25 protein-coding genes and 1 tRNA gene are annotated in these 25,296 nt (G+C 58.8%); 13 read left to right on the forward strand and 13 right to left on the reverse strand.

Annotated features, from left to right (window positions below; all coding sequences use genetic code 11):
- The first annotated feature begins 6 nt into the window (after nucleotides 1-6).
- Complete coding sequence (gene glmM, locus GOV79_RS02525) at nucleotides 7-1,350, forward strand: phosphoglucosamine mutase (protein WP_170788473.1); 1,344 nt, start codon at nucleotides 7-9, stop codon at nucleotides 1,348-1,350.
- On the opposite strand, the gene GOV79_RS02530 is transcribed toward glmM, so the two are convergent.
- Together GOV79_RS02530 and ilvC are read right to left on the reverse strand one after the other, a co-directional pair.
- Nucleotides 1,347-2,249 carry a DMT family transporter gene (locus GOV79_RS02530; protein ID WP_170788474.1) on the reverse strand — a complete coding sequence of 301 codons (903 nt, stop codon included), beginning with the start codon at nucleotides 2,247-2,249 and terminating at the stop codon, nucleotides 1,347-1,349. The genes glmM and GOV79_RS02530 overlap by 4 nt on opposite strands.
- A gap of 66 nt (nucleotides 2,250-2,315) precedes the next feature.
- The gene (gene ilvC, locus GOV79_RS02535; RefSeq protein ID WP_170769413.1) at nucleotides 2,316-3,338 is read right to left on the reverse strand and encodes a ketol-acid reductoisomerase; all 1,023 of its coding nucleotides are present in this window, start codon (nucleotides 3,336-3,338) and stop codon (nucleotides 2,316-2,318) included.
- A gap of 133 nt (nucleotides 3,339-3,471) precedes the next feature.
- Here ilvC and GOV79_RS02540 point away from each other — a divergent pair, with 133 nt between their 5' ends.
- On the forward strand, nucleotides 3,472-3,927 hold the full coding sequence (locus GOV79_RS02540) for an Lrp/AsnC family transcriptional regulator (protein ID WP_170769414.1): 456 nt from the start codon (nucleotides 3,472-3,474) through the stop codon (nucleotides 3,925-3,927).
- Nucleotides 3,924-4,382, forward strand: a complete 459-nt coding sequence (locus GOV79_RS02545; RefSeq protein ID WP_170769415.1) for an Lrp/AsnC family transcriptional regulator — start codon at nucleotides 3,924-3,926, stop codon at nucleotides 4,380-4,382. Before GOV79_RS02540 ends, GOV79_RS02545 begins: the two co-directional genes overlap by 4 nt.
- On the opposite strand, the gene GOV79_RS02550 is transcribed toward GOV79_RS02545, so the two are convergent.
- The gene (locus GOV79_RS02550) at nucleotides 4,383-5,084 is read right to left on the reverse strand and encodes a histidine utilization transcriptional repressor HutC (protein WP_170769416.1); all 702 of its coding nucleotides are present in this window, start codon (nucleotides 5,082-5,084) and stop codon (nucleotides 4,383-4,385) included.
- Between the two features lie 205 nt (nucleotides 5,085-5,289).
- On the opposite strand from GOV79_RS02550, the gene GOV79_RS02555 reads away from it, so the two are divergent.
- On the forward strand, nucleotides 5,290-6,417 hold the full coding sequence (locus GOV79_RS02555; RefSeq protein ID WP_170788475.1) for an aminotransferase class V-fold PLP-dependent enzyme: 1,128 nt from the start codon (nucleotides 5,290-5,292) through the stop codon (nucleotides 6,415-6,417).
- Between the two features lie 7 nt (nucleotides 6,418-6,424).
- On the opposite strand, the gene GOV79_RS02560 is transcribed toward GOV79_RS02555, so the two are convergent.
- The 3 genes from GOV79_RS02560 to GOV79_RS02570 all read right to left on the reverse strand — a co-directional run bounded on the left by GOV79_RS02560 (nucleotide 6,425) and on the right by GOV79_RS02570 (nucleotide 8,675).
- Entirely contained in the window at nucleotides 6,425-7,621 is a 1,197-nt protein-coding gene (locus tag GOV79_RS02560) for a UbiH/UbiF family hydroxylase (protein ID WP_170788476.1), read from the reverse strand.
- A gap of 73 nt (nucleotides 7,622-7,694) precedes the next feature.
- A complete protein-coding gene (locus tag GOV79_RS02565) occupies nucleotides 7,695-7,943 on the reverse strand; it encodes a hypothetical protein (RefSeq protein ID WP_170769419.1) in 249 nt (82 codons plus the stop codon).
- An 87-nt stretch (nucleotides 7,944-8,030) separates the two neighbouring features.
- Entirely contained in the window at nucleotides 8,031-8,675 is a 645-nt protein-coding gene (locus GOV79_RS02570; protein ID WP_170788477.1) for a pyrimidine 5'-nucleotidase, read from the reverse strand.
- 100 nt (nucleotides 8,676-8,775) lie between these two features.
- On the opposite strand from GOV79_RS02570, the gene GOV79_RS02575 reads away from it, so the two are divergent.
- Nucleotides 8,776-9,423: a GntR family transcriptional regulator gene (locus tag GOV79_RS02575; protein WP_170769421.1), complete on the forward strand. Its 648-nt coding sequence runs from the start codon at nucleotides 8,776-8,778 to the stop codon at nucleotides 9,421-9,423.
- Here the strand turns inward: GOV79_RS02575 and GOV79_RS02580 are convergent, their stop codons facing one another.
- Both GOV79_RS02580 and carA read right to left on the reverse strand, forming a co-directional pair.
- Nucleotides 9,424-11,289 (reverse strand): glycosyltransferase, encoded by a 1,866-nt coding sequence (locus tag GOV79_RS02580; RefSeq protein ID WP_331252283.1) that lies wholly within the window; start codon nucleotides 11,287-11,289, stop codon nucleotides 9,424-9,426.
- Nucleotides 11,290-11,368: 79 nt separating this feature from the next.
- Nucleotides 11,369-12,535 carry a glutamine-hydrolyzing carbamoyl-phosphate synthase small subunit gene (gene carA / locus GOV79_RS02585; RefSeq protein WP_170784394.1) on the reverse strand — a complete coding sequence of 389 codons (1,167 nt, stop codon included), beginning with the start codon at nucleotides 12,533-12,535 and terminating at the stop codon, nucleotides 11,369-11,371.
- Nucleotides 12,536-12,718: 183 nt separating this feature from the next.
- On the opposite strand from carA, the gene GOV79_RS02590 reads away from it, so the two are divergent.
- Complete coding sequence (locus GOV79_RS02590) at nucleotides 12,719-13,204, forward strand: GatB/YqeY domain-containing protein (RefSeq protein WP_170788479.1); 486 nt, start codon at nucleotides 12,719-12,721, stop codon at nucleotides 13,202-13,204.
- 25 nt (nucleotides 13,205-13,229) lie between these two features.
- On the opposite strand, the gene GOV79_RS02595 is transcribed toward GOV79_RS02590, so the two are convergent.
- Together GOV79_RS02595 and ctaD are read right to left on the reverse strand one after the other, a co-directional pair.
- Entirely contained in the window at nucleotides 13,230-13,721 is a 492-nt protein-coding gene (locus GOV79_RS02595; RefSeq protein WP_170788480.1) for a DUF2244 domain-containing protein, read from the reverse strand.
- A gap of 118 nt (nucleotides 13,722-13,839) precedes the next feature.
- Nucleotides 13,840-15,498: a cytochrome c oxidase subunit I gene (gene ctaD, locus GOV79_RS02600; protein WP_170788481.1), complete on the reverse strand. Its 1,659-nt coding sequence runs from the start codon at nucleotides 15,496-15,498 to the stop codon at nucleotides 13,840-13,842.
- A gap of 288 nt (nucleotides 15,499-15,786) precedes the next feature.
- On the opposite strand from ctaD, the gene GOV79_RS02605 reads away from it, so the two are divergent.
- Nucleotides 15,787-16,206, forward strand: a complete 420-nt coding sequence (locus tag GOV79_RS02605; RefSeq protein ID WP_170784402.1) for an HIT family protein — start codon at nucleotides 15,787-15,789, stop codon at nucleotides 16,204-16,206.
- Between the two features lie 309 nt (nucleotides 16,207-16,515).
- On the opposite strand, the gene lipB is transcribed toward GOV79_RS02605, so the two are convergent.
- Together lipB and GOV79_RS02615 are read right to left on the reverse strand one after the other, a co-directional pair.
- Nucleotides 16,516-17,172 (reverse strand): lipoyl(octanoyl) transferase LipB, encoded by a 657-nt coding sequence (lipB, locus tag GOV79_RS02610; protein WP_170788482.1) that lies wholly within the window; start codon nucleotides 17,170-17,172, stop codon nucleotides 16,516-16,518.
- Nucleotides 17,173-17,209: 37 nt separating this feature from the next.
- The gene (locus GOV79_RS02615) at nucleotides 17,210-17,869 is read right to left on the reverse strand and encodes a DsbA family oxidoreductase (RefSeq protein ID WP_170788483.1); all 660 of its coding nucleotides are present in this window, start codon (nucleotides 17,867-17,869) and stop codon (nucleotides 17,210-17,212) included.
- Between the two features lie 141 nt (nucleotides 17,870-18,010).
- On the opposite strand from GOV79_RS02615, the gene GOV79_RS02620 reads away from it, so the two are divergent.
- The 6 genes from GOV79_RS02620 (at nucleotide 18,011) to GOV79_RS02645 (ending at nucleotide 24,318) form a co-directional block, all read left to right on the forward strand.
- Nucleotides 18,011-18,097 (forward strand) — tRNA-Leu (locus GOV79_RS02620).
- 147 nt (nucleotides 18,098-18,244) lie between these two features.
- Nucleotides 18,245-19,228, forward strand: a complete 984-nt coding sequence (locus GOV79_RS02625) for a glycosyltransferase family 2 protein (RefSeq protein ID WP_170769430.1) — start codon at nucleotides 18,245-18,247, stop codon at nucleotides 19,226-19,228.
- A 5-nt stretch (nucleotides 19,229-19,233) separates the two neighbouring features.
- Nucleotides 19,234-20,175, forward strand: coding sequence for a hypothetical protein (locus GOV79_RS02630; RefSeq protein WP_170788484.1), 942 nt, complete (start codon nucleotides 19,234-19,236; stop codon nucleotides 20,173-20,175).
- Entirely contained in the window at nucleotides 20,172-22,193 is a 2,022-nt protein-coding gene (locus tag GOV79_RS02635; RefSeq protein ID WP_170788485.1) for a hypothetical protein, read from the forward strand. The genes GOV79_RS02630 and GOV79_RS02635 overlap by 4 nt, the downstream gene beginning before the upstream one ends.
- A 105-nt stretch (nucleotides 22,194-22,298) precedes the next feature.
- Entirely contained in the window at nucleotides 22,299-23,294 is a 996-nt protein-coding gene (locus tag GOV79_RS02640) for a glycosyltransferase family 2 protein (protein WP_170788486.1), read from the forward strand.
- A 34-nt stretch (nucleotides 23,295-23,328) separates the two neighbouring features.
- Nucleotides 23,329-24,318, forward strand: coding sequence for a hypothetical protein (locus GOV79_RS02645; RefSeq protein ID WP_170788487.1), 990 nt, complete (start codon nucleotides 23,329-23,331; stop codon nucleotides 24,316-24,318).
- Here GOV79_RS02645 and GOV79_RS02650 read toward each other — a convergent pair.
- Complete coding sequence (locus GOV79_RS02650) at nucleotides 24,315-25,202, reverse strand: haloalkane dehalogenase (protein ID WP_170788488.1); 888 nt, start codon at nucleotides 25,200-25,202, stop codon at nucleotides 24,315-24,317. The two genes, GOV79_RS02645 and GOV79_RS02650, sit on opposite strands and share 4 nt — an antisense overlap.
- Between the last annotated feature and the right edge of the window lie 94 nt (nucleotides 25,203-25,296).

Below are 25,296 nucleotides of genomic sequence, written 5' to 3' on the forward strand. Positions count from 1 at the left end.
AGATCAATGCGCAAGCTGTTCGGAACTGACGGGGTGCGGGGCACTGCCAATACCCATCCGATCACGGCCGAGATGGCCCTGCGCATGGGAGCGGCCGTAGGCCGGTATTTCCGCCGCGATCAATCCGGTGCGCACCGCGTGGTTATTGGCAAGGACACGCGCCTGTCCGGGTACATGCTGGAAAATGCGCTGACAGCGGGGCTGACCTCGACCGGGATGAACGTGTTGTTGCTGGGGCCGGTGCCGACGCCTGCGGTTGGATTGATGACGCGATCGATGCGGGCGGATCTGGGTGTGATGATCTCGGCCAGCCACAACCCGGCCGAGGATAACGGCATCAAGTTCTTTGGCCCGGACGGGTTCAAACTGTCGGATCAGGCTGAGATTGAGATCGAGCGTCTGATCGAAGAGGGTGTCAAACCCGCGCAAGCGCAAAATATTGGCCGCGCGCGCCGGGTGGACGATGCGCGGTTCCGTTATGGTGAGCGAGTCAAATCCTCGCTGTCCCGCGATCTTCGGCTGGATGGATTGAAGGTGGTGGTTGATTGTGCCAACGGGGCCGCCCACCGCACCGCGCCCGAGGTTCTTTGGGAGTTGGGGGCCGAGGTCATCCCGGTTGGCGTCACGCCAAACGGTAAAAACATCAACTTGAATTGCGGCTCGACCAAACCTCAACTCGCGGCTGAGACGGTTGTGGCCCATGGTGCCGATGTAGGCATCTGTCTGGATGGCGATGCGGACCGGGTCGTTATGGTCGATGAACACGGGCAGGTTGCGGATGGCGACCAGTTGATGGCTCTGCTGGCCGGGAGCTGGGCCGAAGCTGACCGCCTTAAAGGCGGTGCTTTGGTGGCGACAGTTATGTCCAATCTGGGGTTGGAACGGCATTTGAACGCGCTTGGGTTGCGGTTGGAACGGACGGCGGTTGGAGACCGCTATGTCGTCGAACGGATGCGCGAAGGCGGGTTCAATCTGGGCGGCGAACAATCTGGCCATATCGTCATGAGTGACTATGCCACCACTGGTGACGGGTTGATGGCGGGGCTGCATTTTCTGGCCGAGATGGTGCATTCGGGCCGCAAAGCCTCGGAACTTGCGGTGCAATTCGAAACGGTCCCGCAATTACTTAAGAATGTGCGCTACGGCGAAGGGCAAACGCCGCTCGATACTGCGAACGTCAAAGCGGCCATCGCTGATGCCGAGGCGCGTCTGAACGGGCAGGGGCGCTTGCTGATCCGCAAATCGGGGACCGAGCCACTGATCCGCGTCATGGTCGAATGCGAGGACGATGCGCTGCTGACCCAAGTCGTTGATGGCATCGTCGCCGAGGTCGAGGCTGTCGCCGGTTAACGCCCAATCAGCATTCGGCGTAGGCTGAACCATTGGCTGATCGCCAGCCCGGTCAGGATCATGGCCAGCGCGATGAAGAATCTCAGCGGCAACGCCTCAGACAGAATCCATGCGCCAAAGACCATCGACCAGATGGGCACCTGATAGTTAACCAGCGTCAGGAATACCGACCCCGCGCTGCGGATAATGGACACGCGCAATAGGGTGGCGAAGGCAGTGGGTAGAAGGCCAAGCGCAATGATTGCCAGACCGGGGCGCGTGCCCTGCCACTGCGGGATGCCCTCGGTCAGCAGCATGACAGGCAGCAACAGAACCGCCCCCACCATCAGCGACAATGCCGCCAACGCGACCGGATCAATCGGTGGGCAACGTCGGGTGAAGATCGATGCGCAGGAATAACAGAGCGCCGCTCCGATACAGGCCAGTTGCGCCAGCGGTTCCGTGCCTTGTCCGATCTGCGTTAGACCTGGGCCGATCAGCACCAATGCCCCGGAAAAACCCAGCGATACGCCCAGAAATCTGCGTAGATTCAACGGCTCGTCCGAGAAGAAATGTGCCAGCGGTAGTACCATAAGTGGAATCGCTGCCATCGACAGCCCCGCAAAGGCCGAAGGCACATATTGCTGCCCCCAGCTCAGCAACAGAAAGGGCAACGCGGTCGATAGCAGGCCGATGATGGCAATGAAGGACCACAGCTTGGCATCGCCCGCAGGCAATTTGCGACCAGTCACAGCCATCATTGCCAACAAAGTGACTGCCCCCAAAGTGGTCCGCGCGGTTGCAACCGTGACGGGGCCGTACCCTTCCAACGCCATAGCCACGACCATGAAGGTGCCGCCCCATATCAGGCCAAGTGCGATGACGCCGCTCCAGTCGCGGGATGTGGGTTGATCGACCATGCGCGGCCTCCGATTGGGACAAAAAAGGCGACCCGAAGGCCGCCCTTTCGCGTGATCCCGTGGGGATCAGTTCTTTTCTTTGTCGACCATTTTACCGGCCGAGATCCAGGGCATCATGGCGCGCAGTTTTGCACCGGTTTCCTCGATCATATGTTCGTCATTGGCGCGGCGCGACGCTTTGATGGTCGGCTGGCCAACGGCGTTCTCCAGCATGAAGTCGCGGACGAACTTGCCCTGCTGAATGTCGCTGAGAACCTCTTTCATACGCGCTTTGGTCTCGTCGTATTTCAGAATACGCGGGCCGGTGACGTACTGGCCGTACTCAGCCGTGTTCGAGATCGAGTAGTCCATGTTCGCGATGCCGCCTTCATAGATCAGGTCCACGATCAGCTTCACTTCGTGCAGACACTCGAAATAGGCCATTTCGGGCGCATAACCGGCTTCGACCAGTGTTTCAAAGCCGCAGCGGATCAGCTCAACCAGACCGCCGCACAGAACGGCCTGCTCGCCGAACAGGTCGGTTTCGCATTCTTCGCGGAAGTTGGTCTCGATGATGCCCGAGCGACCGCCACCGATGGCCGAGCAATAGGACAGGCCGATTTCCAGCGCCTTGCCGGTTTCGTCCTTGTCGACGGCCACCAGACAGGGCACGCCACCGCCTTTGACGTATTCGCCGCGCACGGTGTGGCCGGGGCCTTTGGGGGCCATCATAATGACGTCGACGCCTTCTTTCGGCTCAATCAGGCCAAAGTGGACGTTCAGGCCATGGGCGAACGCGATGGCCGCGCCGGGCTTGATGTTGTCATGCACGTATTTCTTGTAGGTTTCGGCCTGCAGTTCATCGGGCATGGTGAACATGATCAGGTCACACCAGGCGGCGGCTTCGGCGATACCCATTACGGTCAGACCTTCGGCTTCGGCTTTCTTGGCCGAGGCCGAGCCTTCGCGCAGCGCCACAACAAGGTTCTTCGCACCCGAGTCGCGCAGGTTCAGCGCGTGGGCGTGACCTTGCGAGCCATAGCCCAGGATCGCCACTTTCTTGTCTTTGATCAGGTTGATGTCGCAATCGCGATCGTAGTAGACGCGCATGTCGCCGGTCCTTTCTGTTTTCGATTGAGGATGGTTCTACTGGCTCATGCCAGGGAAGGCGATGGTGTTTTACTTGAATTATTCCGGCAGGCGTGAGAATTTATTCTCGCTTTAACTCCTTGGTGAAAAAATCATGCTAGATGATGTCGATCGCAGATTACTGCGGCATTTTCAGGCCGATCCCAGCCTCTCGACCGCGGAATTGGCGGAACGCGCGCGCATCAGCACAAGCCTGTGCTGGCGCAGGATCGAAAAAATGCAGGAGGCTGGCATTATTGAGGGGCAGGAGGCCGTCATAGACTGGTCGGCTTTAGGCTATGCTGTCGAGGTCTCGTTGCGGGTGACTTTGGACAAGACCCAGCCCCGTGCGTTTGACGAATTCACCGCAGCCGCGCGCAGCGTGGCCGAAGTGATCGAGATTCAGACCTTTTTGGGTCGTGTCGATGTACGCTTGTCCGTGTTGGCGCGGGACATGTCGCACTATCAGCAGCTCTACCGCGATCAGATCCTCACCTTGCCGCATATCGCCGATATCGAAGCGTTGATGCATATCGCGCGGGTCAAAAGCGACGTGGTGCTGCCGGTATGAACGAGTTGGATGAAATCGACCGCAAAATTCTGCGTGCGCTCGTGCGGGACGCATCCCAAAGCGCCGGGGCGCTGGGACGCAAACTGGGCCTGTCCCAACCCGCCACATGGAGGCGCATCCGTCGTCTGGAAGACGCAGGGGTTATCAAAGGCCGGCGCCTGCGCCTGAACGCAGAGGCGCTTGGGTTTGGAGTTACGGTGTTTCTGGGCGTCAAACTGGCCCGCAAGGGTCAGATCAGCCTGGAGGATTTCGAACGTGCCGTCAGCGCCATCCCCGAGGTTCAGACGGTCGAGCATGTTCTGGGACTATATGACTACCGTCTGCGCGTCGTAGCGCGCGATCTGGCCGATTTCGAACGGGTGCTGCGCCGTCGGATCATGACCCTCCCCGGTGCAGGCGATGTCGAGGCCAATGTTTTGCTCAGTGAAGAACGCTTGCCGGGGCCGATCGGCTAGTCAGTATTTGGTTCTGATGCAATAGCCGGGATGGTGCGTCATCCGGGCAAATGTCATGGGTTGACCATCTTTCCATGTCGTCCGCTCAAGCTGAATCATCGAGGTCCCCGCCGTCGTGCCCATGAACTCTGCCAGCCGTCCATCAGCAGAAATTGCGCAGAACGCCACCTCGGCCTCGGTAAAGGGGGCTGCGTTCAGCAGCCATTCATGCGGGCCGTGATCGTTCAGATTGGCGTGCTCGACCTCGGGGACGGCGTCGATATTGATCCAGCGTTCTTCAAGCTGAAAAGGCCGGTTGTCAGCGTAGTGCATACAGATGACGTGCAGAACTTTTACATCAGGCGATACGCTAAGCTGCGATGCCAACCAACCCGGGCTGGGGACCACATTCCGTTCGACAAGAGCGTATCGATAGGTTGAGTTCTGGCTTTCAACCGACTGACGCGCCAGCGAGAACTCCAGCTTAGCATGTTTGCTCGGCTCTTTTTTAACGCGCGTGCCGCTTTTACGTTTGCGTTCGACAAAACCCTGATCTGCCAATTCACGCAGCGCCCGGTTCACCGTCGCCCGCGCGCAATTGAACTCCTCGGCCAATTGCGTTTCCGTTGGTAGCAGCGACCCCTGTGGCCAGATACGGGTTTCGATACGCCGCTTTACTTCGTCACGTACAACCTGAAAACTGATCCGCTTTTGCGCCGTCACGATTAGAAATACCTTTCTGCTTCAAAGTGTGCGTATCTGGTCAGAAACACGTCAGGGTGTAAAGGGCGGCTGACACTGTTTGGCGTCATTTAGTGCCCGATTGAAAGAGAAAAAAGTAATTTTTTTGTTGAAGTTACCATCTTCCGTAGGGTCAATAGCCGGGACTGACCCTCAGGTGGTCGCGTGAAAATCGAAAGGACAAAATATGCCAGCGCTCTTGGATACTGTTGATCCCAATGGGCTTGAGGAGTTTTCGGTGGTGTTCACTGACCGATCTCTGAACCACATGTCCGCACAGTTTCAGCAGGTCATGCGCGACATCTCGGACATGTTGCGCGGTGTTTACAATGCCTATGGCGTCGCGGTCATCCCCGGTGGCGGCACCTATGGCATGGAAGCTGTGGCGCGGCAGTTTGCCCGCAACGCAAACGTGGTGGTCGTGCGCAACGGCTGGTTCTCGTATCGCTGGAGCCAGATCATCGAGACCGGCGGGTTGACGGCCTCGGCCAATGTGCTCAAGGCGCGGCAAACCGGCAATTCCAGCCCGTCTCCTTTCGCGCCGGCACCGATTGACGAGGTCGTGGCGACCATTCGCGATCAGCGCCCAGATGTGGTTTTTGCTCCGCATGTGGAAACGTCGGCCGGGGTTATTCTACCGGACGATTATGTGACCGCCATGGCTGCGGCGGCGCATGAGGTCGGCGCGCTGATGGTGCTGGATTGTATTGCGTCGGGCTGTGCTTGGGTCGACATGAAGGCGACAGGCGTGGACGTCCTGATCTCGGCCCCGCAGAAAGGGTGGAGCGCAACGCCTTGCGCAGGGCTGGTGATGCTATCCGAACGGGCCGAGGCGCGGCTTGAGGAAACCACGTCGGACAGTTTCGCCGTGGATCTGAAAAAGTGGCGGCAGATCATGCAGGCCTATGAGGGCGGTGGTCACGCCTATCACGCGACGATGCCGACGGATTCGCTGAAGGATTTCCGGGACACGATGGCGGAAACCCGAGACTATGGATTTGAAAAACTGCGCGACGCGCAGTGGGCGTTGGGCAATGGCGTCCGCGCGATGCTGAAGGACAAGGGCGTTGTCTCGGTCGCGGCTGATGGGTTCGGCGCGCCGGGCGTTGTTGTCAGCTACACGGGCGACCCCGAAGTGCAGAACGGCAAGAAATTTGCGGCTTTGGGGATGCAGATTGCGGCGGGCGTGCCTCTGCAATGTGATGAGCCCGAGGGGTTCAGTACTTTCCGTTTAGGTCTATTCGGGTTGGACAAGCTCTATGATGTGGATGGCACAATCGCACGTCTGAAGCGCGTGTTGGATCAGGTGATCTAGGCGCGGGTCAGCGCACGCCCAGCCCCATCTGCATCAGTGTTTTACGTACCGGCGGCAAGGAATAGAGCGCATTCAGCCCCATCGCCCGTGCGTCGCGAAGCGGTCGTGCCTCGATCATCGAGGCGCGGTTCAGCAGGTCGATTCCCTTCACGCGCATCTCGATCTCGGTGTGGCGGGACTTGTGATAGGTGTCCAGCATCTGCGCGTCGCCCAGCCCCTCGGGGCGGGCTTGCGCAAGGTCTAGAAGGCTGCGCAGATCGCCTAGCGACATGTTCAGCCCCTGTGCGCCGATGGGCGGAACCACATGGGCGGCCTCGGCCATTAGGGCGATACGCTCGCCTGACAGACGCTCGGCCGATTGGCTGATGATCGGCCAGATCGTCCGGCGCGAGGTCAGTTTCAGCGGCCCGAACAACCCGCAGGACCGTTCGGTCATCAGCGCCTCGAACGCGTCGGGTTCAGTGTTCAGCAATTCACCTGCACGCGGCCCACGCTCCATCCACACAATCGCCGACGAAGGCTGACCCTGCCAGTCGGGCAGGGGAACCAGTGTGAACGGCCCGCCTGAACGGTGTATTTCGGTCGAGACGTTTTCGTGCGGGATCGGATGCGTGACGGCAAAGGCCAGAGCCTTTTGGCCGTAGCGCGTGGTGTGGATCTGGATGCCCGCCGCCTCGCGCATGGGCGAATTGCGCCCGTCTGCGGCCACGACCAGCTTGCAGCGGATACGGCTGCCGTCGCTCAGGCTCACGCGCGCTTCATTGGTGCGAGTGAACAGGCTGACCGTGCCGGTGCCGGGGCGAAAATCCACGTTGGGCAGTTCGGCCAAACGCGCCACCATCTCGCGCCGCAACAGCCAGTTGGGCAGGTTCCACCCGAAGGGCTGGTCCGAGATATCGGCGGCGTTGAAATCACGCACGACGCGGGGTTCGGGCACATCTCCGCCCGCGTCCACGATGCGCATGATCTGCAGCGGGGCGGCATGGGCATCCAGTCGCGCCCACAGCCCGCATTGATCCAAAAGCCCGTGCGCCGGTTGCAGGAAGGCCGTGGTCCGCATGTCGGACCCGTCCACGTCGCGTTCCGTCACCGGAGGGGTGGGGTCGACGCAGATCACGTCGAACCCGGCTGTTCCGAAAGCCGCCGCAGCGGTCAAACCGGCGATTCCACCGCCTGAAATCAGGATGTCACAGCTATCTGTCATGGGCTTGGCCTCCGTTTGGGCAGAACCTAGTGCGGTTCTGTGCGGGGTGCCAAGTGACATCCTGTCCCGTGCCTTACCCGCGTGAAATCAGGATGAGGATCAGGAACATCACCGGCACCATCATCACGGCGGGAATGTAGAGACCCGGCAGGCCGAACAACAAGATGGAACACCCCCACATGCTGAAGATCGCCAGGGCCGTATAACCCCAATCCTCACCGTCGCTCTGGGCCACGTCCTTGGCCATCCAGCCAAACAGGGGGATTGCAAACAACAGGCGCTGCCAGATGGGCAGGCGCCGAGGGACCTCGATCGCGCTCATGGTTTTCTCCGATTCTGTTCGTCGCCGAGGCGCATATAGGGGCGATGCTGCACCCGCGAAATACACAGATGGTCGCAGTGTGACAGCCTATCGCAGGCGGGCCAGAAACGCGGTCAGGTCGTCGGTGTGATGATGGATGTGATCGGCCTCTTGCGGCTCGGGCGCGACGTGGACGGTGCGCATTCCCATCGCATGCGGAGCGGCCAGATTGCGCGGGTCATCTTCGAACATGGCGGCTTGTTTGGCGTCGATCCCGTCCTTGGCAAAGATTACCTCGAACGCAGCTTTCTGGGGCTTTGGTCGATAGCCCGCATGTTCGATCCCATAGATCGCATCAAACAGCCCGCTCAGACCGCGTGCCGCCAGAACCCGCTCGGCATAGGGCGCGCTACCATTGGTATAGACGATACGGCGGCCGGGCAGAGAACGGATGTGGTCGGCCAGTTCCGCGTCGGGGTCCATATGGCTCATGTCGACCTGGTGAACCGCGTGCAGATAGGGATCGGGGTCCAGATCATGCTCGGCCATCAGACCGGCCAGCGTGGTGCCGTATTCGCGCCAGTAATGGCCGCGCAGCCGATCCGCCTCGGCCCGGTCGACGCCGATGGCCTGCACCACGTAGTCGGTCATCAGCACCTCGATCTGATCGAACAGGCGCATATGGGGCGGGTAGAGGGTGTTATCCAGATCGAACACCCATTGGGTGACGTGAGAAAAGGCGGGTTTGACCATGGGCTTGGTTTAGGCTGCGCGCCAGCGGTTTTCAATGCCACACTTGATCCGAAGGGGCGGTGACGGATAGACAGGTTCGAACGAGGAGACGAACCACCCCATGCCCCAGTCCAAACAGTCCAACAGGGACGCCTACAGCCTGATACTCGAAGCGATAGACGTGGGTGTGTATAAACCCGGCGACCGTTTGGTCGAAAGCGAGCTGGCAGAGCGTTTCGGCGTATCTCGCACGCCCATCCGCGAGGCGTTGCAACGACTTGAGACGCAATCGCTGCTTGAGCGGGACGGGCGATCTCTGATTGTGGCCTCGCTGGACCACAACCAGATGGCCGAGCTGTACGTGGTACGGCGCGAGTTGGAGGGGCTGGCAGCCAGTCTGGCGGCAAAACACGCCACCGAGGAAGAGATCAAGGTGCTGCAGGATATGGTCGCCGCTGACGATGCACTGGTCGATGACCCGACCGCGCTGTCGCGTGCCAATCGACGTTTTCACGAACAGATCCATCTGGCCTCGCACAATCGCTATCTGGTGCAGCAACTGGACCTTGTGCACCGCACCATGGCGCTGATGGCGACCACCTCGCTGGCTGTGCAGGGACGGGGAGAGATCGCTCAGAACGAACACAAGAGCATCGTCGACGCCATCGCTACGCGCGATGAAGAGGCCGCGGCTCGCGCGTTGAAGGAGCATATCTCGGTCGCCTTCATGACCCGGCTGAAACAGGATGCTGTTCGGCGCGAATCCTGATCAGGGCGCGATTTCTTCATGGGCCTGACCATGCTGGGTCTTGTCCCAGAAGAATGGATTGATCACCAGTTCCCAGAGCGCCTTATATGCCGCCAGAACGCCCAAAGGGAAATATAGTGGCATGGTCGGGACCCAGGGCATTAGAAACCGCCTCTCACGCGCGGCGACGGCGAGCATTCCGGTAATCAGGTTGATGATCTCGGCTGTGATGAACAGGTAAATCAGACCTATCTGGATGTCGCCGGGCATGACCTGATCCAGCGGGCTGGTCAGGCCCAGGGTTGTAAGCCAGAACAGCCACAAGGCAGGGGCCAGCAAGAACTGCCCGACCGTGCCGAGGAAAAACGCTTGCACGCCCAGAAATCGCAGCGGGCCCAGTTCGGCCAGCAGGCGCAGGGGCGACCGCATGTGCACCAGATATGTGACCATGAACCCCTTGAGCCAGCGTGAGCGTTGCTTCACCCAGGGCCAGGCGCGGAAATTGGCCTCTTCGTAGGTGGTGGTATCGACCATCTCGGTCCGGTATCCGGCGCGGCTAAGACGGACACCAAGGTCGGCATCCTCGGTGACGTTGTGGGCGTCCCAGCCGCCCAGTTCCAAAAGCTTATCGCGGCGGAAGAAGAAGGTTGTGCCGCCCAATGGCACTACAAGGCCCATGCGCGCGATGCCTTGAAGGATGACCCGGAACCAACTGTTATATTCGATGGTAAAGCAGCGCGCGCGCCAGTTGGTGCGCGGGTTGTAGTAGTCCAAGACACCTTGCAGACAGACCACATCGTCATCAGCCTGCGCAAACTGGCGCACGACCCGCTCGATCTGGTCGGGCTGTGGCGCGTCCTCGGCGTCCCAGACACCCAGAATGTCGCCCCGGCAGAAGTCCAGCGCATAGTTCATCGCTCGGGGTTTCGTGGTCAGGCCGTTCAGGGCCGGGACCTCGATCGTTCTGATCCAGCTTGGCAGATCGACCCGAGACAGCGTTTCGTGTGTGACGTCGTCAGACTGCTCAAGCACCAGAATGATGTCCAGCAAGGCTTTGGGATAGGTCAGGCGGTGCAGACGGCGGATCAGAGCATCCGCGATTTCGCGTTCCTTGTAGAGGGGCACCATGATCGACACGCAGGGCAGGCGATCCAGCTTGCCCTTCGGTAAGCGCGGTGGCTGCGGGACGGGCTTGAAATAGGCCAACAACCCGGCCAGCCGAAGGCATAGAAACAAAACCAGTGACCCGACAGCCGCACCGACAAGGACTGATAGCCCCAGTGTCGGGTAGACCAGAAAGCCAGTCATCAGGGTCAACAGCATCACCGTTGGGCCGATGCGGGCCCGCAAGCTCCAGGACCGGCAGCTTTGATCCTCGGACACGCGGGTTTCCGCCTTTTCAGCCAGGTCCTGCGCGTAAATGCGGGCGATTTCCCGGTCAATCGCGCCGGAGGAACACAGCACCGGCACTATGGCGCAATCCTGATCCTGCATCGCATCGCGGATCGCGTCGAAACGGTCAGGGCGTGCGGTGGCAATCAGCAGGATTGGACCACTCTGTTTCCAGGGGATGACATTGTGTTGCAACCAGAATTCGATGGGTTTGATCTGGCAGAGCCCATCCTGCGTCGGTGTCTCGGACAGGTTCGCCACCTGCAATCCGGTTTGATCCGCTAAGGCGCGCAAAACGTCGTCGCGGCTGACCCAGCCCTCGGTCACCAGAATCTCACCCAGCGGTGCCTGTTGTCGCGCTTGAAGGTGCAGTGCTTTTTCTAACTGATCCGGCGTGATCAGGCCCCGGTCGCGCAGACACGTGCCCAGAGGCCGCCTGACCCGCGTCGGAATGGGCGCGGCGCGTGCGAAATGTTGTAAGTTCAGTTCAACCACAAAAAAACCCTGACACGTTTGGCCGGTGTCAGGGTTCATCCATTAAGGTTAACAAGCGGTTAACCTTGATTCGCTTGTGTTATGCCTGTGCTTTTTGCGCGGCCATCGCCTGAGCAAAACGTTCAAACAAGTAGAAACTGTCCTGCGGGCCGGGTGACGCTTCGGGGTGGTATTGCACCGAATAGACAGGCCGGTCGGACATGCGAATACCGCAGTTCGATCCGTCAAACAGCGAGCGGTGGGTTTCGACCACGCCTTCGGGCAAGGACTGCGCATCCACTGCAAACCCGTGGTTCATCGAGGTGATCTCGACCTTGCCGGTCTCCAGATCCTTGACGGGGTGGTTTGCGCCGTGATGGCCGTGGTTCATCTTGACCGTCTGACCGCCCAGGGCCAGCGCCAGCATCTGGTGGCCCAGACAAATGCCGAAAACGGGCAAGTCGGTAGTGTCAAGAACTTCTTTGATCATCGGAACGGCATATTCGCCGGTTGCCGCAGGGTCGCCGGGGCCGTTGGACAAAAACACACCGTCGGGGTTATGGGCCAGCACTTCGGCAGCTGTTGCCGTGGCCGGAAGGACGGTTACGTCACAGCCCGACGAGGCCAGGCACCGCAGAATGTTGCGCTTTGCGCCGTAGTCGATGGCGACAACCTTGTGCACCGGTGCTTCCTGGCGTGTGTACCCGTCTGGCCAGGCCCAACGCATTTCATCCCAGCGATAGCTTTGTGCGCAAGTGACGTCCTTGGCCAAATCCATTCCCTCCAACCCGGCAAAGCCGCGCGCGGCAGCGACTAACGCTTCGATGTCGAAATTCCCTTCGGGGTCATGGGCCAGCGCTACATGGGGTGCGCCTTGTTGACGGATGGCGCGGGTTAGGCGGCGGGTGTCGACGCCACCGATGGCAATACGGCCACGGCGTTCAAGCCATGTCTTCAGTTCTTCGGCCGAGCGCCAGTTGGAGGGCTCGGTCGGGTCCCACTTGACCACCATGCCCGCCGCGACGGGGTCGCCGGTTTCGTCATCCTCGGGGTTTACGCCGACATTGCCAATATGCGGGAAGGTGAAGGTTACGATCTGACCGGCATAAGAGGGGTCGGTCATGATCTCTTGATAGCCGGTCATGGCGGTGTTGAAACACAGCTCGGCAACAGTTTGGCCGGTGGCGCCAAAGCCGATCCCGTAGAACAGGGTTCCGTCGGCCAATGCCAGACATGCGGTGGGCTTGGACGGGGTGTTCTGGGCCATGGCGCGACTCTCCTGCAAGGTAAACCGGCGCATACCTAAGGGGGTTACGCGTTTGGGTCAAGCCTGTTCAATTTTTGGGCTATGTAAATAAATCAATAACTTAACTGTTGTTGACCCCTGTTGTGTCACGCTTTTTGTTTCGATATGGTCGGGGTTCCTTTTCCATGGGGATGGACAGATCATATGGATATGCGATCACGGGTGAACTCTGCCCTGAAGCAAGCAATGAAAGACAAGGAGGCCGAGCGTCTGTCGACGCTGCGGTTGATCAACGCTGCGATCAAGGATCGCGACATCGCCTCGCGCGCTTCGGACAATGAAGAGGCCAAGGGATGCGGCGATTCCGAGGTGCTTGAAATCCTTGGCAAAATGACCAAGCAGCGCAAGGAAAGCGCCCGCGCCTATGAAGAGGGCGGACGGCTGGACCTGGCCGAGCGTGAACTGCGCGAAGTCGAGGTAATCGAGGAATTCCTGCCCAAGCAGTTGGACGAGGACGAGGTCTCGCAAGCGATCCAGACCGCGATTACTGCTACAGGGGCAGGCTCGATCCGCGATATGGGCAAAGTCATGGGCGAGTTGAAGACGCGCTATACCGGTCAGATGGATTTCGGCAAGGTCGGTCCAATGGTCAAGGATCAGCTCTGCGCTGTGGCCAGCGGCGGGTGCTGACCAAAATAGCATCCTAACTCCGCATCTACTGCGCGACCGGGTCGCGCAGTTTTAGATTCAGATCGTCGTATAGGGCGATCCGTTCTTCTTCGGTCAGAAACGCGCCAATCTCAACCTCGCGCCCGTCACCGATGAGGGTGACATAGTTGGGTACGGGTCCGCCATGCTTGTGCATTTCGGGGCGGGCCCAATAGCGGTTGCAGCTCCACTCCTGTTTGCCGTGCCTAGGGTTGTGGTGCACCAACCGAGCTTGCACCTTGGTAAGTGTCAGAACCTCGAACACACTGCGGGCGCGGTAGTTGGCCTGTATCGCAAGCCATAGTCCAAGGACCGAGATCAACAGGAACGGCAGCAGCCCCCACAAAAGGGGGGACCCGAGCACCGCCATAAGCGGGATCAGGCCAAACAGAAACACCGCTAGTACCACTCGCACAGCCCAGCGGGGCGGCAGCGAGTTATGGGGCCACAACCTCAGTTCCTGTTCCGTGTCCGATCTTTGTGTCCAGCTATAGGGCATAAGGAAATTCTAGCGTTTTTCTGGCCGGTGTCGATTGGATCGAAGGCAAATTTGTGTGCCTAAGAGGCAAAGAAAAACCCCGCCAGTTGGGCGGGGTTTTTTTGTGTTCAGGTCGGGATTAGTGGGCGTGGCCCTTGTCCCAGTCTTCCTGCTTGGGCAGCTGCTCGAACGTGTGCTCGGGCGGCGGCGAGGGCAGGGTCCATTCCAACGTATCCGCGTATTCGTTCCACGGGTTCGGACGGGTCTCTTTCGCGCCGCGCATCAGGGCGTAGATCACGATGCCGAAGAACAACAGGAACGAGGCGAAGGAAACGAAGGCACCGATCGACGACACAAAGTTCCACTGGGCGAATGCCTCGGGGTAGTCGATATAGCGGCGCGGCATGCCCTGACGGCCAAGGAAGTGCTGCGGGAAGAAGGTCAGGTTTGCGCCGATGAAGAACATCCAGAAGTGGATCTTGCCCCAGAATTCGGAATACTGACGGCCCGTCATCTTCGAGAAGTAGAAGTAAACGCCGGCGAAGATCGCAAAGACTGCACCCAAGCTCATCACATAGTGGAAGTGCGCAACCACGTAGTAGGTGTCGTGATAGGCGCGGTCGACGCCAGCCTGCGACAGAACCACACCGGTCACACCACCAACCGTGAACAGGAAAAGGAAGCCGAACGCGAAGAGCATCGGAGTTTTGAACTCGATGGAACCGCCCCACATGGTCGCAATCCACGAGAAAACCTTAACGCCGGTTGGAACCGCGATGACCATCGTTGCCAGCATGAAGTAGGCTTGCTGACGCAGCGACATGCCGACGGTGTACATGTGGTGCGCCCACACAACAAAGCCCAGCACACCGATTGCGATGATCGCCCAAACCATCGGCAGGTAGCCGAAGATCGGTTTGCGCGAGAAGGTCGCGATCACATGACTGATGATGCCGAAACCGGGCAGGATTACGATGTACACTTCCGGGTGGCCGAAGAACCACAGGATGTGCTGATACAGGATCGGATCGCCGCCACCGGCCGGGTCAAAGAAGGTGAAGCCAAAGTTGCGGTCCATCAGCAGCATGGTGATCGCGCCTGCCAGAACCGGCAGCGACAGCAGAATCAGCCACGAGGTGACGAAGATCGACCAGCTGAACAACGGCACCTTGAACAGGGTCATGCCTGGGGCACGCATGTTCAGGAAGGTGGTGATCATGTTGATCGCGCCGAGGATCGAGGAGGCGCCCGATACGTGCACGGCAAAGATCGCAAGGTCCATGGACATGCCGCCCTCGGTCGTGGACAGCGGCGGATACAGAACCCAGCCAACACCTGAACCAAGCTGGTCATTGCCACCGGGGCTGAGCAGCGAAGCCACACCCAGCGACGTACCAGCGACGTACAGCCAGAAGGACAGGTTGTTCATCCGCGGGAACGCCATATCAGGCGCGCCGATCTGCAACGGCATGAAATAGTTGCCAAATCCGCCGAACAGGGCCGGGATGACCACGAAGAACATCATCAGAACACCATGATAAGTGATCATAACGTTCCAAAGGTGCCCGTTAGGGGTACACGGGTCGGCCATGAACCCTTCGAGGCACATGTACTGCACACCGGGGTGCATCAGTTCGAGCCGCATGTAGACGGTCATCGCCACCGAGATGAACCCGGCCAGCGCCGAGAAGATCAGGTAGAGAATCCCGATGTCCTTGTGGTTGGTCGACATGAACCAGCGCTGAAAAAAGCTGCGCTCGTCTTCATGATCGTGACCATGAATGGCTGCGTCTGCCATTAGGTGCCTCCTGTTGCAATTCGACCGCGCAGCCGGACCTCTCCGACGCGCGGGATTCCTGCTGGTTTTAGAATGCGAAAGAGGCACCTTCAATGGCCGAGTTTGATCTGGATCAAGAATAATTGTCGCGGGTCCCCGAGGCGCCTGCGATTTTTCGACCATGAACAGCCGCTATTTGGGCATCGGTGGCGAATATTCAAGTGTCGCGCAATCGGGAGCAAATCGCGGCTTGACCCGCGCCGGGGCGCGCCTCAGAACTAAACGCAACCCCGCATTCGGAGACCAGACATGACCGCCTATGACACCGACAACATCTTCGCCAAGATCCTGCGCGGCGAAATCCCCTCGACCCGCGTCTACGAGGACGATGACACTTTGGCGTTCATGGATATCATGCCCCGCTCGGACGGGCATCTTCTGGTGATCCCGAAAACTCCGTGCCGCAACTTGCTGGACGCCACGCCCGAGCAACTGGCCGCGGTGATCGCGACGGTTCAGAGGATGTCGCATGCCGTGATGGCGGCGTTTGATGCAGACGGAGTAACCGTTCAGCAGTTCAACGAGGCCGCTGGCGGGCAGGAGGTATTCCATTTGCATTTCCACGTCCTGCCGCGCCATGAAGGCGTTTCGGTGCGGGCACCGGGGACGATGGGTGATTTCGAACTGATCGCCCAACATGCCGAAAAGATCAAAGCGTCTTTGGCCTGATCGGGCCAGAGCGAGAAAAAGAATTGCCGTTCCGATTTGGGGTCGGAACGGCAGACTCGTTACCAAGAACTTGTCCGTATCCGAGGGCGGACCCTCGATGATCGGATGAACACACCACTCACTCTAGAACGGTGAAACCATCTTACCCGGTTGCGGCTGCGGTGTATCGAATTGAGCGGATTTACCGTTAATTTTCCTTAACTGGCCTGGAATTGGCCCTCGAAAAACGCTTTGCCCGGAAACAGAACGGGTTGAGGTGCTTGGATTGTTGAGGCCTGCGGCGAATTCTGTCGATTCGATACTGACGCCTCAAATCCGTTCGGTCGCGAAGATTTCCGTAAAGGTCTTTTGCAGCGCAGTGTCCACATCGGCCATTGTCACAGGCAGGCCAAGATCGACCAGGGATGTTACGCCATGGTCTAAGATACCGCAGGGCACGATGCCTGAAAAATGCTCCAGATCAGGTTCAACATTGATTGAGATACCGTGAAAGCTGACCCACTTGCGCAGGCGTAACCCGATCGCGGCAACCTTGTCTTCGGCTGGATGACCTGTGGCTGTCAGGGGTTTGTCGTCGCGCTGCACCCAGACACCGACGCGCCCGTCGCGGATTTCACCGCGCACGTTGAACTCTGCCAGTGCCGCAATCACCCAGTTTTCCAGCTGCTTGACAAAGCGCCGAACATCCTTGCCGCGCTTGTTCAGATCCAGCATCACATAAGCCACGCGCTGACCGGGGCCGTGATAGGTGTATTCGCCGCCGCGTTTGGTCTGGTGGACAGGAAATCGATCCGGGTCGACCAGATCCTCGATGCGGGCAGAAGTGCCTGCGGTGTAAAGCGGCGGATGCTCCAGCAGCCACACGCATTCCTCGGCCTCGCCCGCAGCAATAGCGGCGACGCGATCTTCCATAAAGACCACGGCGTCTTGATAGTCAGTCAGCCCGTCAGTGATTTTCCATTCCATGGGGCCTCTTACAATGGTAGTTGGCTGGGGAAAAGGGCTAGGCGGCTTCGGTCAGGCAGCGCTGCAGGACCTGTGCATAGGTTTCGGCCCCTTGTGCGCCGGTCAGCAGGTACTTGCCACCAAACACCATGGACGGCACGCCCGAGATTCCGCGACTGGTCCAGAACTGCTGCTTCTCACGCACAGGCGCGATGTGATCCCCGGAGGCCAGCGCTGCACGTGCGACTTGAACGTCCAAACCAGCGGCCTCGACCGCGTTCAGCAAAACGTTCACGTCCGAGACATCCTGTTGCTCGGTGAAATAAGCGTGGAACAGGGCCATTTTCAGCGGATGCTGGCGCCCCTGCGTTTCAGCCCAATCCAGCAACTGATGCGCGGCGAATGTGTTTACGATTCGGCTGTCATCATCGAAATTGAACTGAAACCCGAGTTCCGTCCCGATCTGCACCAACCGATCCCGCGATTGCTGGCTTTGCTCGGGGGTTGACCCGTATTTCTCGATGATATGCTCGCGCAGGTTCTGTCCTTCGGGCGGCATGTTGGGGTTCAACTCGAAAGGGTGCCAGCGCAGGCGGGCCAGAACGTTCTGAGACTGCAGCGCCTGATCCAGTTGTCGAAAGCCCACGATGCACCATGGACACACAACGTCCGACACGATGTCGATCTGGACGACGGGGCGGGTATCGGTTTCGGTCATTTGGGGCTCCTGCATGGGCGATAGGCTGGATTTGACGCTTTAGATATGAAGCCCCGAACGGAATTCAAACCACCCTTGTTTTTGCCTCTTCACATCCCCGCGCACAGCGTCTATACGCGCCTCTACCAAGTCACTGGCAGTGCGGTCGTGGCGGAATTGGTAGACGCGCAGCGTTGAGGTCGCTGTGGGGTAACACCCGTGGAAGTTCGAGTCTTCTCGACCGCACCAAATCTTCATATTTTTGATACTAGATACGCACTGAGTGCGTGTCGTTTTGCCTCGTTTGGCTTTGGATTTCCGATACGCGCAATTCACGTCTCGCCCGTCCGGGTTCGGACGTGTATGACGGTGAGTAAGAGCAGTCGGAAGGTGCAAATGTCTCAGACCATTACCGTATTCACAACGATGAAGAACGAAGGCCCCTATATGCTGGAATGGGTCGCGTTCCATAAGTCGTTGGGCGTGGATCACTTTGTGATCTTCACCAATGATTGCGAAGATGGCACCGACGAGATTGCGCAGCGTTTGCAAGCCCTGGGCCTTGCCACCCATGTTAACAACGAAGTGAAAGAAGGCGGCAATCCTCAACACCAGATGCTGCGACGCGCGCGCCGTCAACCCAAGGTGAAAGAGGCCGATTGGCTGATGTGTCTCGATGTGGACGAATTCTGGAACATACGCTGCGGCGACAACAGCTTTCCCTCGTTGATTGCCGAGGTAGAAGAACGGGCAGGGCAGCCGGTGGATGCGATCTCGTTTGCCTGGAAGCTGTTTGGAAGTTCGGGCAATCTCAGCTTTGAAGACAAACCCGTGACCGAGGCGTTTTCGATGGGGGATCAGGAATACCCCTATCACTCGGGCCGGGCTTACGGGTTGAAGACACTGTTCAGGAATAACGGTAAGTTTCGCCGGTTCGGACCGCATCGCCCCAAAGGGTTCGAACCCGACGAGGCCGCCGATATCGCCTGGTCGGATGCCAGTGGTAATCTGTTTCCGGCTGAAAAGGTGGGCTGGCGCGCGTGGCGTCGGTTCGATCATTCATTCGGGCGGCTACACCATTACTCAGTGCGGTCGCTGGACGGATTCCTGATCAAACGCGACCGGGGTCGGACCAACCATATCCGCATGGATCAGGGTCAGTCCTACTGGCAGGACATGAATGTCAACAAAGAGCAGGACCAATCCATTCTGCCTGCCGCACGGCGGGCCACGCCTCTGCTGGACGAATTGAAAGCAGATACGGAACTTGGTGCGCTTCACGCGACGGCTTGCGACTGGCACCGCGCCAAGATCGCCGAGATCAAGATGCGGCCGGATTGGGTGGAATTCCGGTCTTGGCTGGCTGACAATCTGACGTAACGCCCATGGCAGACGACCTTTCGAAAGAGCAGCTTCAACCTGAACATCCTGATCGCAAGACCGGGTACGAGCGCATCTTGACCGATCCCGCTCCGCCGTGGTTCGTGGAGCTTTACCCCGGCGGTGATGGCACCGGATTTCTGGAAAAACTTGACCGCCACTCGATCCTGTTTCATCAGCGGTCTGCATCGCAGCTGGTTGTTAGCTTTGACAATATTGCCAACGCAAACGACCTGTCCTTTGCGCGCGAACCCTGGGGGTGGAAGTTCTTTCGCGATGAGGGGTGGTCGCATATGGGGGTCTTTGCCCGCACCAAAGCCTGGTATCGCGACCCCGAGATTTTGACTTATTTCGAAGGTAAGGCTGCCGCAGGCTTCTTTAACGGTTTTGACCGGGTCGTGTTTGCCGGGGCCTCGATGGGCGGGTTCGGCGCGCTGACTTTCTCACAGCTTGTTCCGGGCGCGCATGTGATCGCGTTTAATCCGCAAACCACGCTGGATGAGCGTCTGGTGCCATGGGAAACCCGCTATCGATTCGGCCGGGTACAGGATTGGGATCTGCCCTTGAGCGATGCGGCGCAGACGGTGGGTGCGGCCGGGCGTGCCTATGTATTTTATGACCCTTTCTTCGATCTGGACCGCAAACAGGTCGAGCGTTTGCAAGGCGACAATGTGTTGTTGCTCAAGACCTGGTTTTCCAACCATTTTGCTGCCCCGATGCTGCGCAAACTGGATATCCTGAAACCGGTCATGCTGGGCGCGATGGACGGCACGTTGGAACCGGAAGGGTTTTACAAGATGATGCGCGCGCGCCGCCGTTTGCCCTTGTATATGCGCGGCATCGAGAGCATGGCAGGCGACCGCCATGACGCATTGGTCCGGCAGGCGCGCCAACGGTTTCGTAGGCTGCGCCGTTCCGCGATGGCCGCCGCAAGCGACGCGTCATGACCGCCGCGCGGGGCGTCTTTATCGGTCAGCGCAAGGATCGCATGGGCGCGCGTCTGCTGATGATGCTGACCTGCATTCGTTTGGCCGAGGATTTTGGCGCCGACTATAAGGTCAACTGGTTTCCCAAAGGCGCCGACGCCCCCGAGTTGGACACGCCTTCGGAGTTGTTCACCCAAAGCTGGATGGACATGCATTTTCTGGATGCGCATGCATTCGATGCGTTGACACAGGACGCATTGCCGGTCTGGTCGTTTCTGGGGGACAAATCGCCGGATCGGTTGCAGGCGCATCTGGCCGTGGGTCGCTCGGTCCTGGTCGAGGAAGGGTTCGAGGTCCTGGCCTTTCCATGGGAGGATATCGAAACCATCCGCCCCCGGTATCGGAACTTCATCCATCGGATTGGATTTGCCGAGGATATCCGGGCCGTCATGGAGCAGGCTGATGCACGGCTTTCGGGGCAGGGGGTGTCAGCCTATCACATACGCCGTGGCGACATTCTGAATGGCGAACCGTGGAAGCACACCACATGGCCCGCCAAGATTGAGCCCGAAGAGTTGTACGAGGCGCATTTGGAAAAGACCAAGGGCCAAACGGCAATCATGTTCTCGGACCAACCGGAACTGATCGCCCGGTTCCAGAGCAAATTCCCGCAGCTTTTGCAGATGTCCGATATCGCCGACCTGTCCAGCCTGTCCCGCGCCAAGCGCGATTTCCTAGAACTTTATGCGATGTCGCGGGCCGATCAGGTGATTGCCCCGTTCATCTCGGCCTTCTCCATGGCAGCGGCACGGATTTCAGGGCAGCAACGGAAAGTGTTTCGGGAGGTTCTGACCGAAGAAGAGATGCAAGCCGCGAACGAGCGTATGGTTCAGCGTCTCGGTAAAGGTGCGGATCAATTTCTGAACTTGTCCGAAGCGGCACATGTATATTCCAAAGCGTCGTTCTTTCTTCACGGCCTTGGGTCAGAGGATCGATTTGACGAAGCCAAAATGCTTGTCGACCCCTTGTTGCAGGCCGGGGCTGACAATGCGTTCTTGCCTTTGTTGCAGGCACTGAACCTTTTTTACCTTCGTGATTGGGCTGCGGCTTTGACCTTGACCGAGCAAGCCCTGAACAACCCCAACCTGTGGCCCGAGGATCATGCGGTGGCCACAGCTTTGCGCGCTGCCATTTTGGGCGGTCAGAAGCGGCGTTGGATGGCGGCTCAGACCTTTGGGCGTGCGTTCTGGACCAAGCCGCTGCGCCCTGATGTTATCATTTTCGGGTCTCGGTTGGTTTATCGTGATCAGATGTCATATCGCGCGATGCCTCCGCTGGATTGGGTCATGCTGAAAAGCGTTCGACGGCCATGGTTCAACTACAATTCACATGTCGCGCAACGCAAAGTTCTGGTTCGGTTGCCCTGCAACTTTGATCTGCTTCTGTTGGATTGGGCCTGTCTGGCTATAGACCAGAGGGCGCAGCGTCTTGCCTCGAACGCTGCGCGCCTGTCGCTGCTTTTGGAAAGCATGCAGAGTTCGACCCTGTTGCCGGAAGACGTTCGGATGTCGCCTGAAAGCGCGGCGTTCCAAGGCACGAAGGCTCTGATCCAGTTGCATTTGGGCGAAGCCAGCTTGGGGCAAGCGATCGATACGGCCCAAAGGGCGGTGCAGGACTTGCCTGATAGTGCACTGTATCTAAAGCGGCTGGCCGAACTCCTCGAGCAGGCAGGTGACATTGTTTCCGCCCGCCTGACCATGGCGGAGGCTTTGGCCTGTGACCCGGACAATCCGTTCCTGATCTTCGCAATGGGGCAGTTTCTGACGCGCAACGACGCCGTAGAACAAGGCCAGAACCAGATCATTCAAGCGGCGGATCTGGATGACAATACCGCCGCAATTCAGGGCGAGGCAGGGCAAATCCTATTGCGGCGCGGAGATCGGCAGCAGGCCCGCAGATACCTGAAACGCGCGCGCGACCTGTGTCCGACCTTCAAAAAATTCTCGAACCAGCTAAAGCGGGCAGGCGGCGATGGGTGAGTTTTCCGCTTGGTGCCCCTGCCAAAAATTCGTAGTTTGTTCGCAAAATCTAAACGATCCCGCGACGAAGCTCCGGGCAACAAGAAAGCAGCAGGGCAGTCTTTCATGACCGATCAGGATCCACGCTTTATCAGCATTACCCCTATGAAAAACGAAGGCCCCTTCGTGCTGGAATGGGTGGCGCATAACCGGGCGATAGGCGTGGACCAGATCGTCGTGATGACCAACGATTGTACCGACGGCACAGACGCTCTGTTGGGGCGGTTGGATGAGCGTGGGATCGTCACTCATGTAGACAACAACTCGCGCCGTCGGACCAGCCCACAGAAACGCGCCTATAACGCTTTCATGCGGATGGAAATTGCGCGCCCGCAAGACTGGGTCATTGTGATTGACGCGGATGAGCATATCAACGTCAAGACCGGCGACAACACGCTGCGCGCGCTGACGCAGGCGATCCCCGAGGCCAGGACCATCTCGATGACATGGCGGCTTTTCGGCAATGCGGGGGTCGAGCGGTATGAGGATCGGTTTCTGTCGGATCAGTTTCGGCAGGCCGCGCCCGAGCGGATTTTTCGACCTCCGCAAGCGTGGGGCTTTAAGACGATGTTCCAGCGAGAGCTTTGGGACGCGCTGGGCGTGCACCGGCCCAAGCGCCCGACGGTCGAGACTATGGAGGAATGTCATTGGTACAACGGCTCAGGTAAACGGATGCCTGACCGGTACTATGACAAAAGCTGGCGTTCGGCGCGGGATTCGGTGGGGTATGACCTCGTGCAACTGAACCACTACGCCCTGAAATCCTGCGAGAGCTATCTGGTAAAAAAGATGCGCGGGCGGGCGCATCATTTGGGTGAAAGCCTTGGCATGGAATACTGGAACATGATGAACCAGAACGCCGAGACGAACACATCCATCGATGTCATTCTGGATCGCAAACGGACGATTTACTACGAGATGCTATCCGACCCCGAAACGGCGCGTTTGCATCATAAATCCTGTGACCTGCATCGCCAGCACATTGCCCAGCTGCGCGAACAGCCTGAAATGCGGGAATTGATGCAGCAGATGACATCGGGGTTCGAGGTCAGCCAGCCGTGAGGCAGGGTTTGGGCAGTAAGGCGAGGGCGCTCTGATGCTGTGGCTACATCTGGGCATGCCCAAAACCGGCACGACCGCTTTGCAGGGGTTTTTGCGCGACAATTCTTCAGCTCTGGCGGATGCGGGTCTGCACTATATGGAGGCCGGGCGCAGGCGGTTGGAGGGTAAAACCCGACTGGTGATGAGCCACAACATCATCGCCTTTCACATCAACCAGACCAATGAGCCCATGGACCCGTTCCGCGCAGCCATGACCAGTGAATTCGACGATCATGCGGATCGGACCTGCCTCGTGTCCTCCGAGATGTTTTATTCGGTGGATCTGGAGCGTTTGGCACAAGTATTCGCGGAAATCCCAGCACGGCAGCTACGGATCACCTTCTATTGCCGCCGCTATTCCGATTTCTTCGAGGCCGACTACAAGCAGCGCGCCAAGAACGGTCGTTTGGTGAATGCGGGTTCGGGTTATATCAAGGCGCAGCTTGCGCAGATCGAGGCCAATCCGGCGCAGTATAGTTTCGCCGCCAAAGTTGCCGACATTCGCACCGCTTTTCCCGGTGTCACCGTGGTGCCGATGCTATATGACCGGGCTGAGATGGCGAATGGCCATGTGGTGGCCGATTTTTTGACGCGGGTCGGGACTCCGGTCGCGGATGACCTGATGGGCCAGCAACCTGCCAATCCGTCCCAGTCACGTGCCGCGAGCGAAGCCTTTGGTATCGTGACCCGCGCAATGGGGCGCAGGAAAAGCCGTCAGTTGCGGCGGACCACACTGGATTATCCAGTCATGGTGCGCCGCAACGATGTGCTGGAACCGGACGAGCGCGCGTGGTTGGATGACTACATGGCTGGCCAAGACTTGTCCTTTCAGCGGGAATTCTTCCCTGATCGGCACAGCCTGTTTTCGCAGGTCGAGTTGAGCGCGCAGGAACAGGCCTTTCGCCGAGACACGCCGCAGGAATATGAGGCGCTAAGGAAGGCATCCGAAATCGTGTTCCGGTTGGCGCTAGAGGCGCAGCCTTAGGGTAAAGTTACCAGCCAGTCAGCCAGCTTGTCACCGATTAGGTGCGGGTTGTCTTCCTGTATGAAATGAATGCCCGGCCCGATATCGACGGTCTGCAAGTTCTGGATGGTCTCGCGGCACCACGCGACGCCGTCTTCCCGGATCGTACCACCAGGGCTGGCATAAAACAGCAACATCGGTATTTCGGTCTCACCCATCCATTGACTATAGGCACTGACGATCTTGTGCATGTCCGAGGGAGCGCCATCAATCGGTATCTCGCGGGGCCATACCCGCACTGGTTGGCGGCTGCGCGCGGTTGGGTAGGGCGCGCGGTAGGCGTCCATCTCTTGCTGGGTCAGGTCGCGGACAATGGCGCTGGGCAGGATTTTTTCGACAAACATGTTCAGACCCGAGATCAGCGCCCATCCCAGTCCCGGTGTGCGCATCATCTTGAATCCGGCGCGGAAATCAGAGGGGAATGCGGCCCATGTCATCGGGCGAATGATCCCTTCCATAAACGCGATACCGCGGATGTTTTCGGGATGTCGGCTTGCATAGTGAAACCCAAGGGCCGAACCCCAGTCGTGGATGACCAGTATTACATTCGTCAGACCCAGCGCCTTGATGAAACCGTCGACAAAGGGGAAGTGATCGACAAATCGATAGGGGATGTCGGGTTTGTCCGATTTGCCCATACCGATCAAATCCATCGCAATGGCGCGATGGCCCTTGGCAGCATAGGGGATGATATTGCGCCACAGATAAGATGAGGTCGGGTTGCCGTGCAGAAACAGAACTGGTGCGCCTTCGCCCTCATCCACATAGTGAATTTTCTGGCCGTTGACCTCGACATATCTGGAGTCGAACGGAAATTCGGCTGAGATCGGCTTTTCGGAATGCATTGAAGGGGCCTTTCTGAGGTGCGCGCATGTAAGGCGCTGCGGATGCGTGACCATAGCAGTCCTTTTCGGCAGTAGGATAAACAATCGCGTTAGT

This window comes from Ruegeria lacuscaerulensis, assembly GCF_013034745.1.
GTDB classification, from domain to species: domain Bacteria; phylum Pseudomonadota; class Alphaproteobacteria; order Rhodobacterales; family Rhodobacteraceae; genus Ruegeria; species Ruegeria lacuscaerulensis_B.

Bases quoted from the DNA above. Each gene is read 5' to 3' on its own strand.
- GOV79_RS02555 (WP_170788475.1), top strand. From the start codon at position 5,290: ATGCCAGCGCTCTTGGATACTGTTGATCCCAATGGGCTTGAGGAGTTT.
- GOV79_RS02570 (WP_170788477.1), bottom strand. From the start codon at position 8,675: ATGGTCAAACCCGCCTTTTCTCACGTCACCCAATGGGTGTTCGATCTG.
- glmM (WP_170788473.1), top strand. From the start codon at position 7: ATGCGCAAGCTGTTCGGAACTGACGGGGTGCGGGGCACTGCCAATACC.
- GOV79_RS02630 (WP_170788484.1), top strand. From the start codon at position 19,234: ATGGCAGACGACCTTTCGAAAGAGCAGCTTCAACCTGAACATCCTGAT.
- GOV79_RS02590 (WP_170788479.1), top strand. From the start codon at position 12,719: ATGGATATGCGATCACGGGTGAACTCTGCCCTGAAGCAAGCAATGAAA.
- GOV79_RS02545 (WP_170769415.1), top strand. From the start codon at position 3,924: ATGAACGAGTTGGATGAAATCGACCGCAAAATTCTGCGTGCGCTCGTG.
- lipB (WP_170788482.1), bottom strand. From the start codon at position 17,172: ATGGAATGGAAAATCACTGACGGGCTGACTGACTATCAAGACGCCGTG.
- ctaD (WP_170788481.1), bottom strand. From the start codon at position 15,498: ATGGCAGACGCAGCCATTCATGGTCACGATCATGAAGACGAGCGCAGC.
- GOV79_RS02530 (WP_170788474.1), bottom strand. From the start codon at position 2,249: ATGGTCGATCAACCCACATCCCGCGACTGGAGCGGCGTCATCGCACTT.
- GOV79_RS02645 (WP_170788487.1), top strand. From the start codon at position 23,329: ATGCTGTGGCTACATCTGGGCATGCCCAAAACCGGCACGACCGCTTTG.
- GOV79_RS02615 (WP_170788483.1), bottom strand. From the start codon at position 17,869: ATGACCGAAACCGATACCCGCCCCGTCGTCCAGATCGACATCGTGTCG.
- GOV79_RS02625 (WP_170769430.1), top strand. From the start codon at position 18,245: ATGTCTCAGACCATTACCGTATTCACAACGATGAAGAACGAAGGCCCC.
- GOV79_RS02560 (WP_170788476.1), bottom strand. From the start codon at position 7,621: ATGACAGATAGCTGTGACATCCTGATTTCAGGCGGTGGAATCGCCGGT.
- GOV79_RS02575 (WP_170769421.1), top strand. From the start codon at position 8,776: ATGCCCCAGTCCAAACAGTCCAACAGGGACGCCTACAGCCTGATACTC.
- GOV79_RS02640 (WP_170788486.1), top strand. From the start codon at position 22,299: ATGACCGATCAGGATCCACGCTTTATCAGCATTACCCCTATGAAAAAC.
- GOV79_RS02605 (WP_170784402.1), top strand. From the start codon at position 15,787: ATGACCGCCTATGACACCGACAACATCTTCGCCAAGATCCTGCGCGGC.
- carA (WP_170784394.1), bottom strand. From the start codon at position 12,535: ATGGCCCAGAACACCCCGTCCAAGCCCACCGCATGTCTGGCATTGGCC.
- GOV79_RS02635 (WP_170788485.1), top strand. From the start codon at position 20,172: ATGACCGCCGCGCGGGGCGTCTTTATCGGTCAGCGCAAGGATCGCATG.
- GOV79_RS02595 (WP_170788480.1), bottom strand. From the start codon at position 13,721: ATGCCCTATAGCTGGACACAAAGATCGGACACGGAACAGGAACTGAGG.
- GOV79_RS02650 (WP_170788488.1), bottom strand. From the start codon at position 25,202: ATGCATTCCGAAAAGCCGATCTCAGCCGAATTTCCGTTCGACTCCAGA.
- ilvC (WP_170769413.1), bottom strand. From the start codon at position 3,338: ATGCGCGTCTACTACGATCGCGATTGCGACATCAACCTGATCAAAGAC.
- GOV79_RS02540 (WP_170769414.1), top strand. From the start codon at position 3,472: ATGCTAGATGATGTCGATCGCAGATTACTGCGGCATTTTCAGGCCGAT.
- GOV79_RS02565 (WP_170769419.1), bottom strand. From the start codon at position 7,943: ATGAGCGCGATCGAGGTCCCTCGGCGCCTGCCCATCTGGCAGCGCCTG.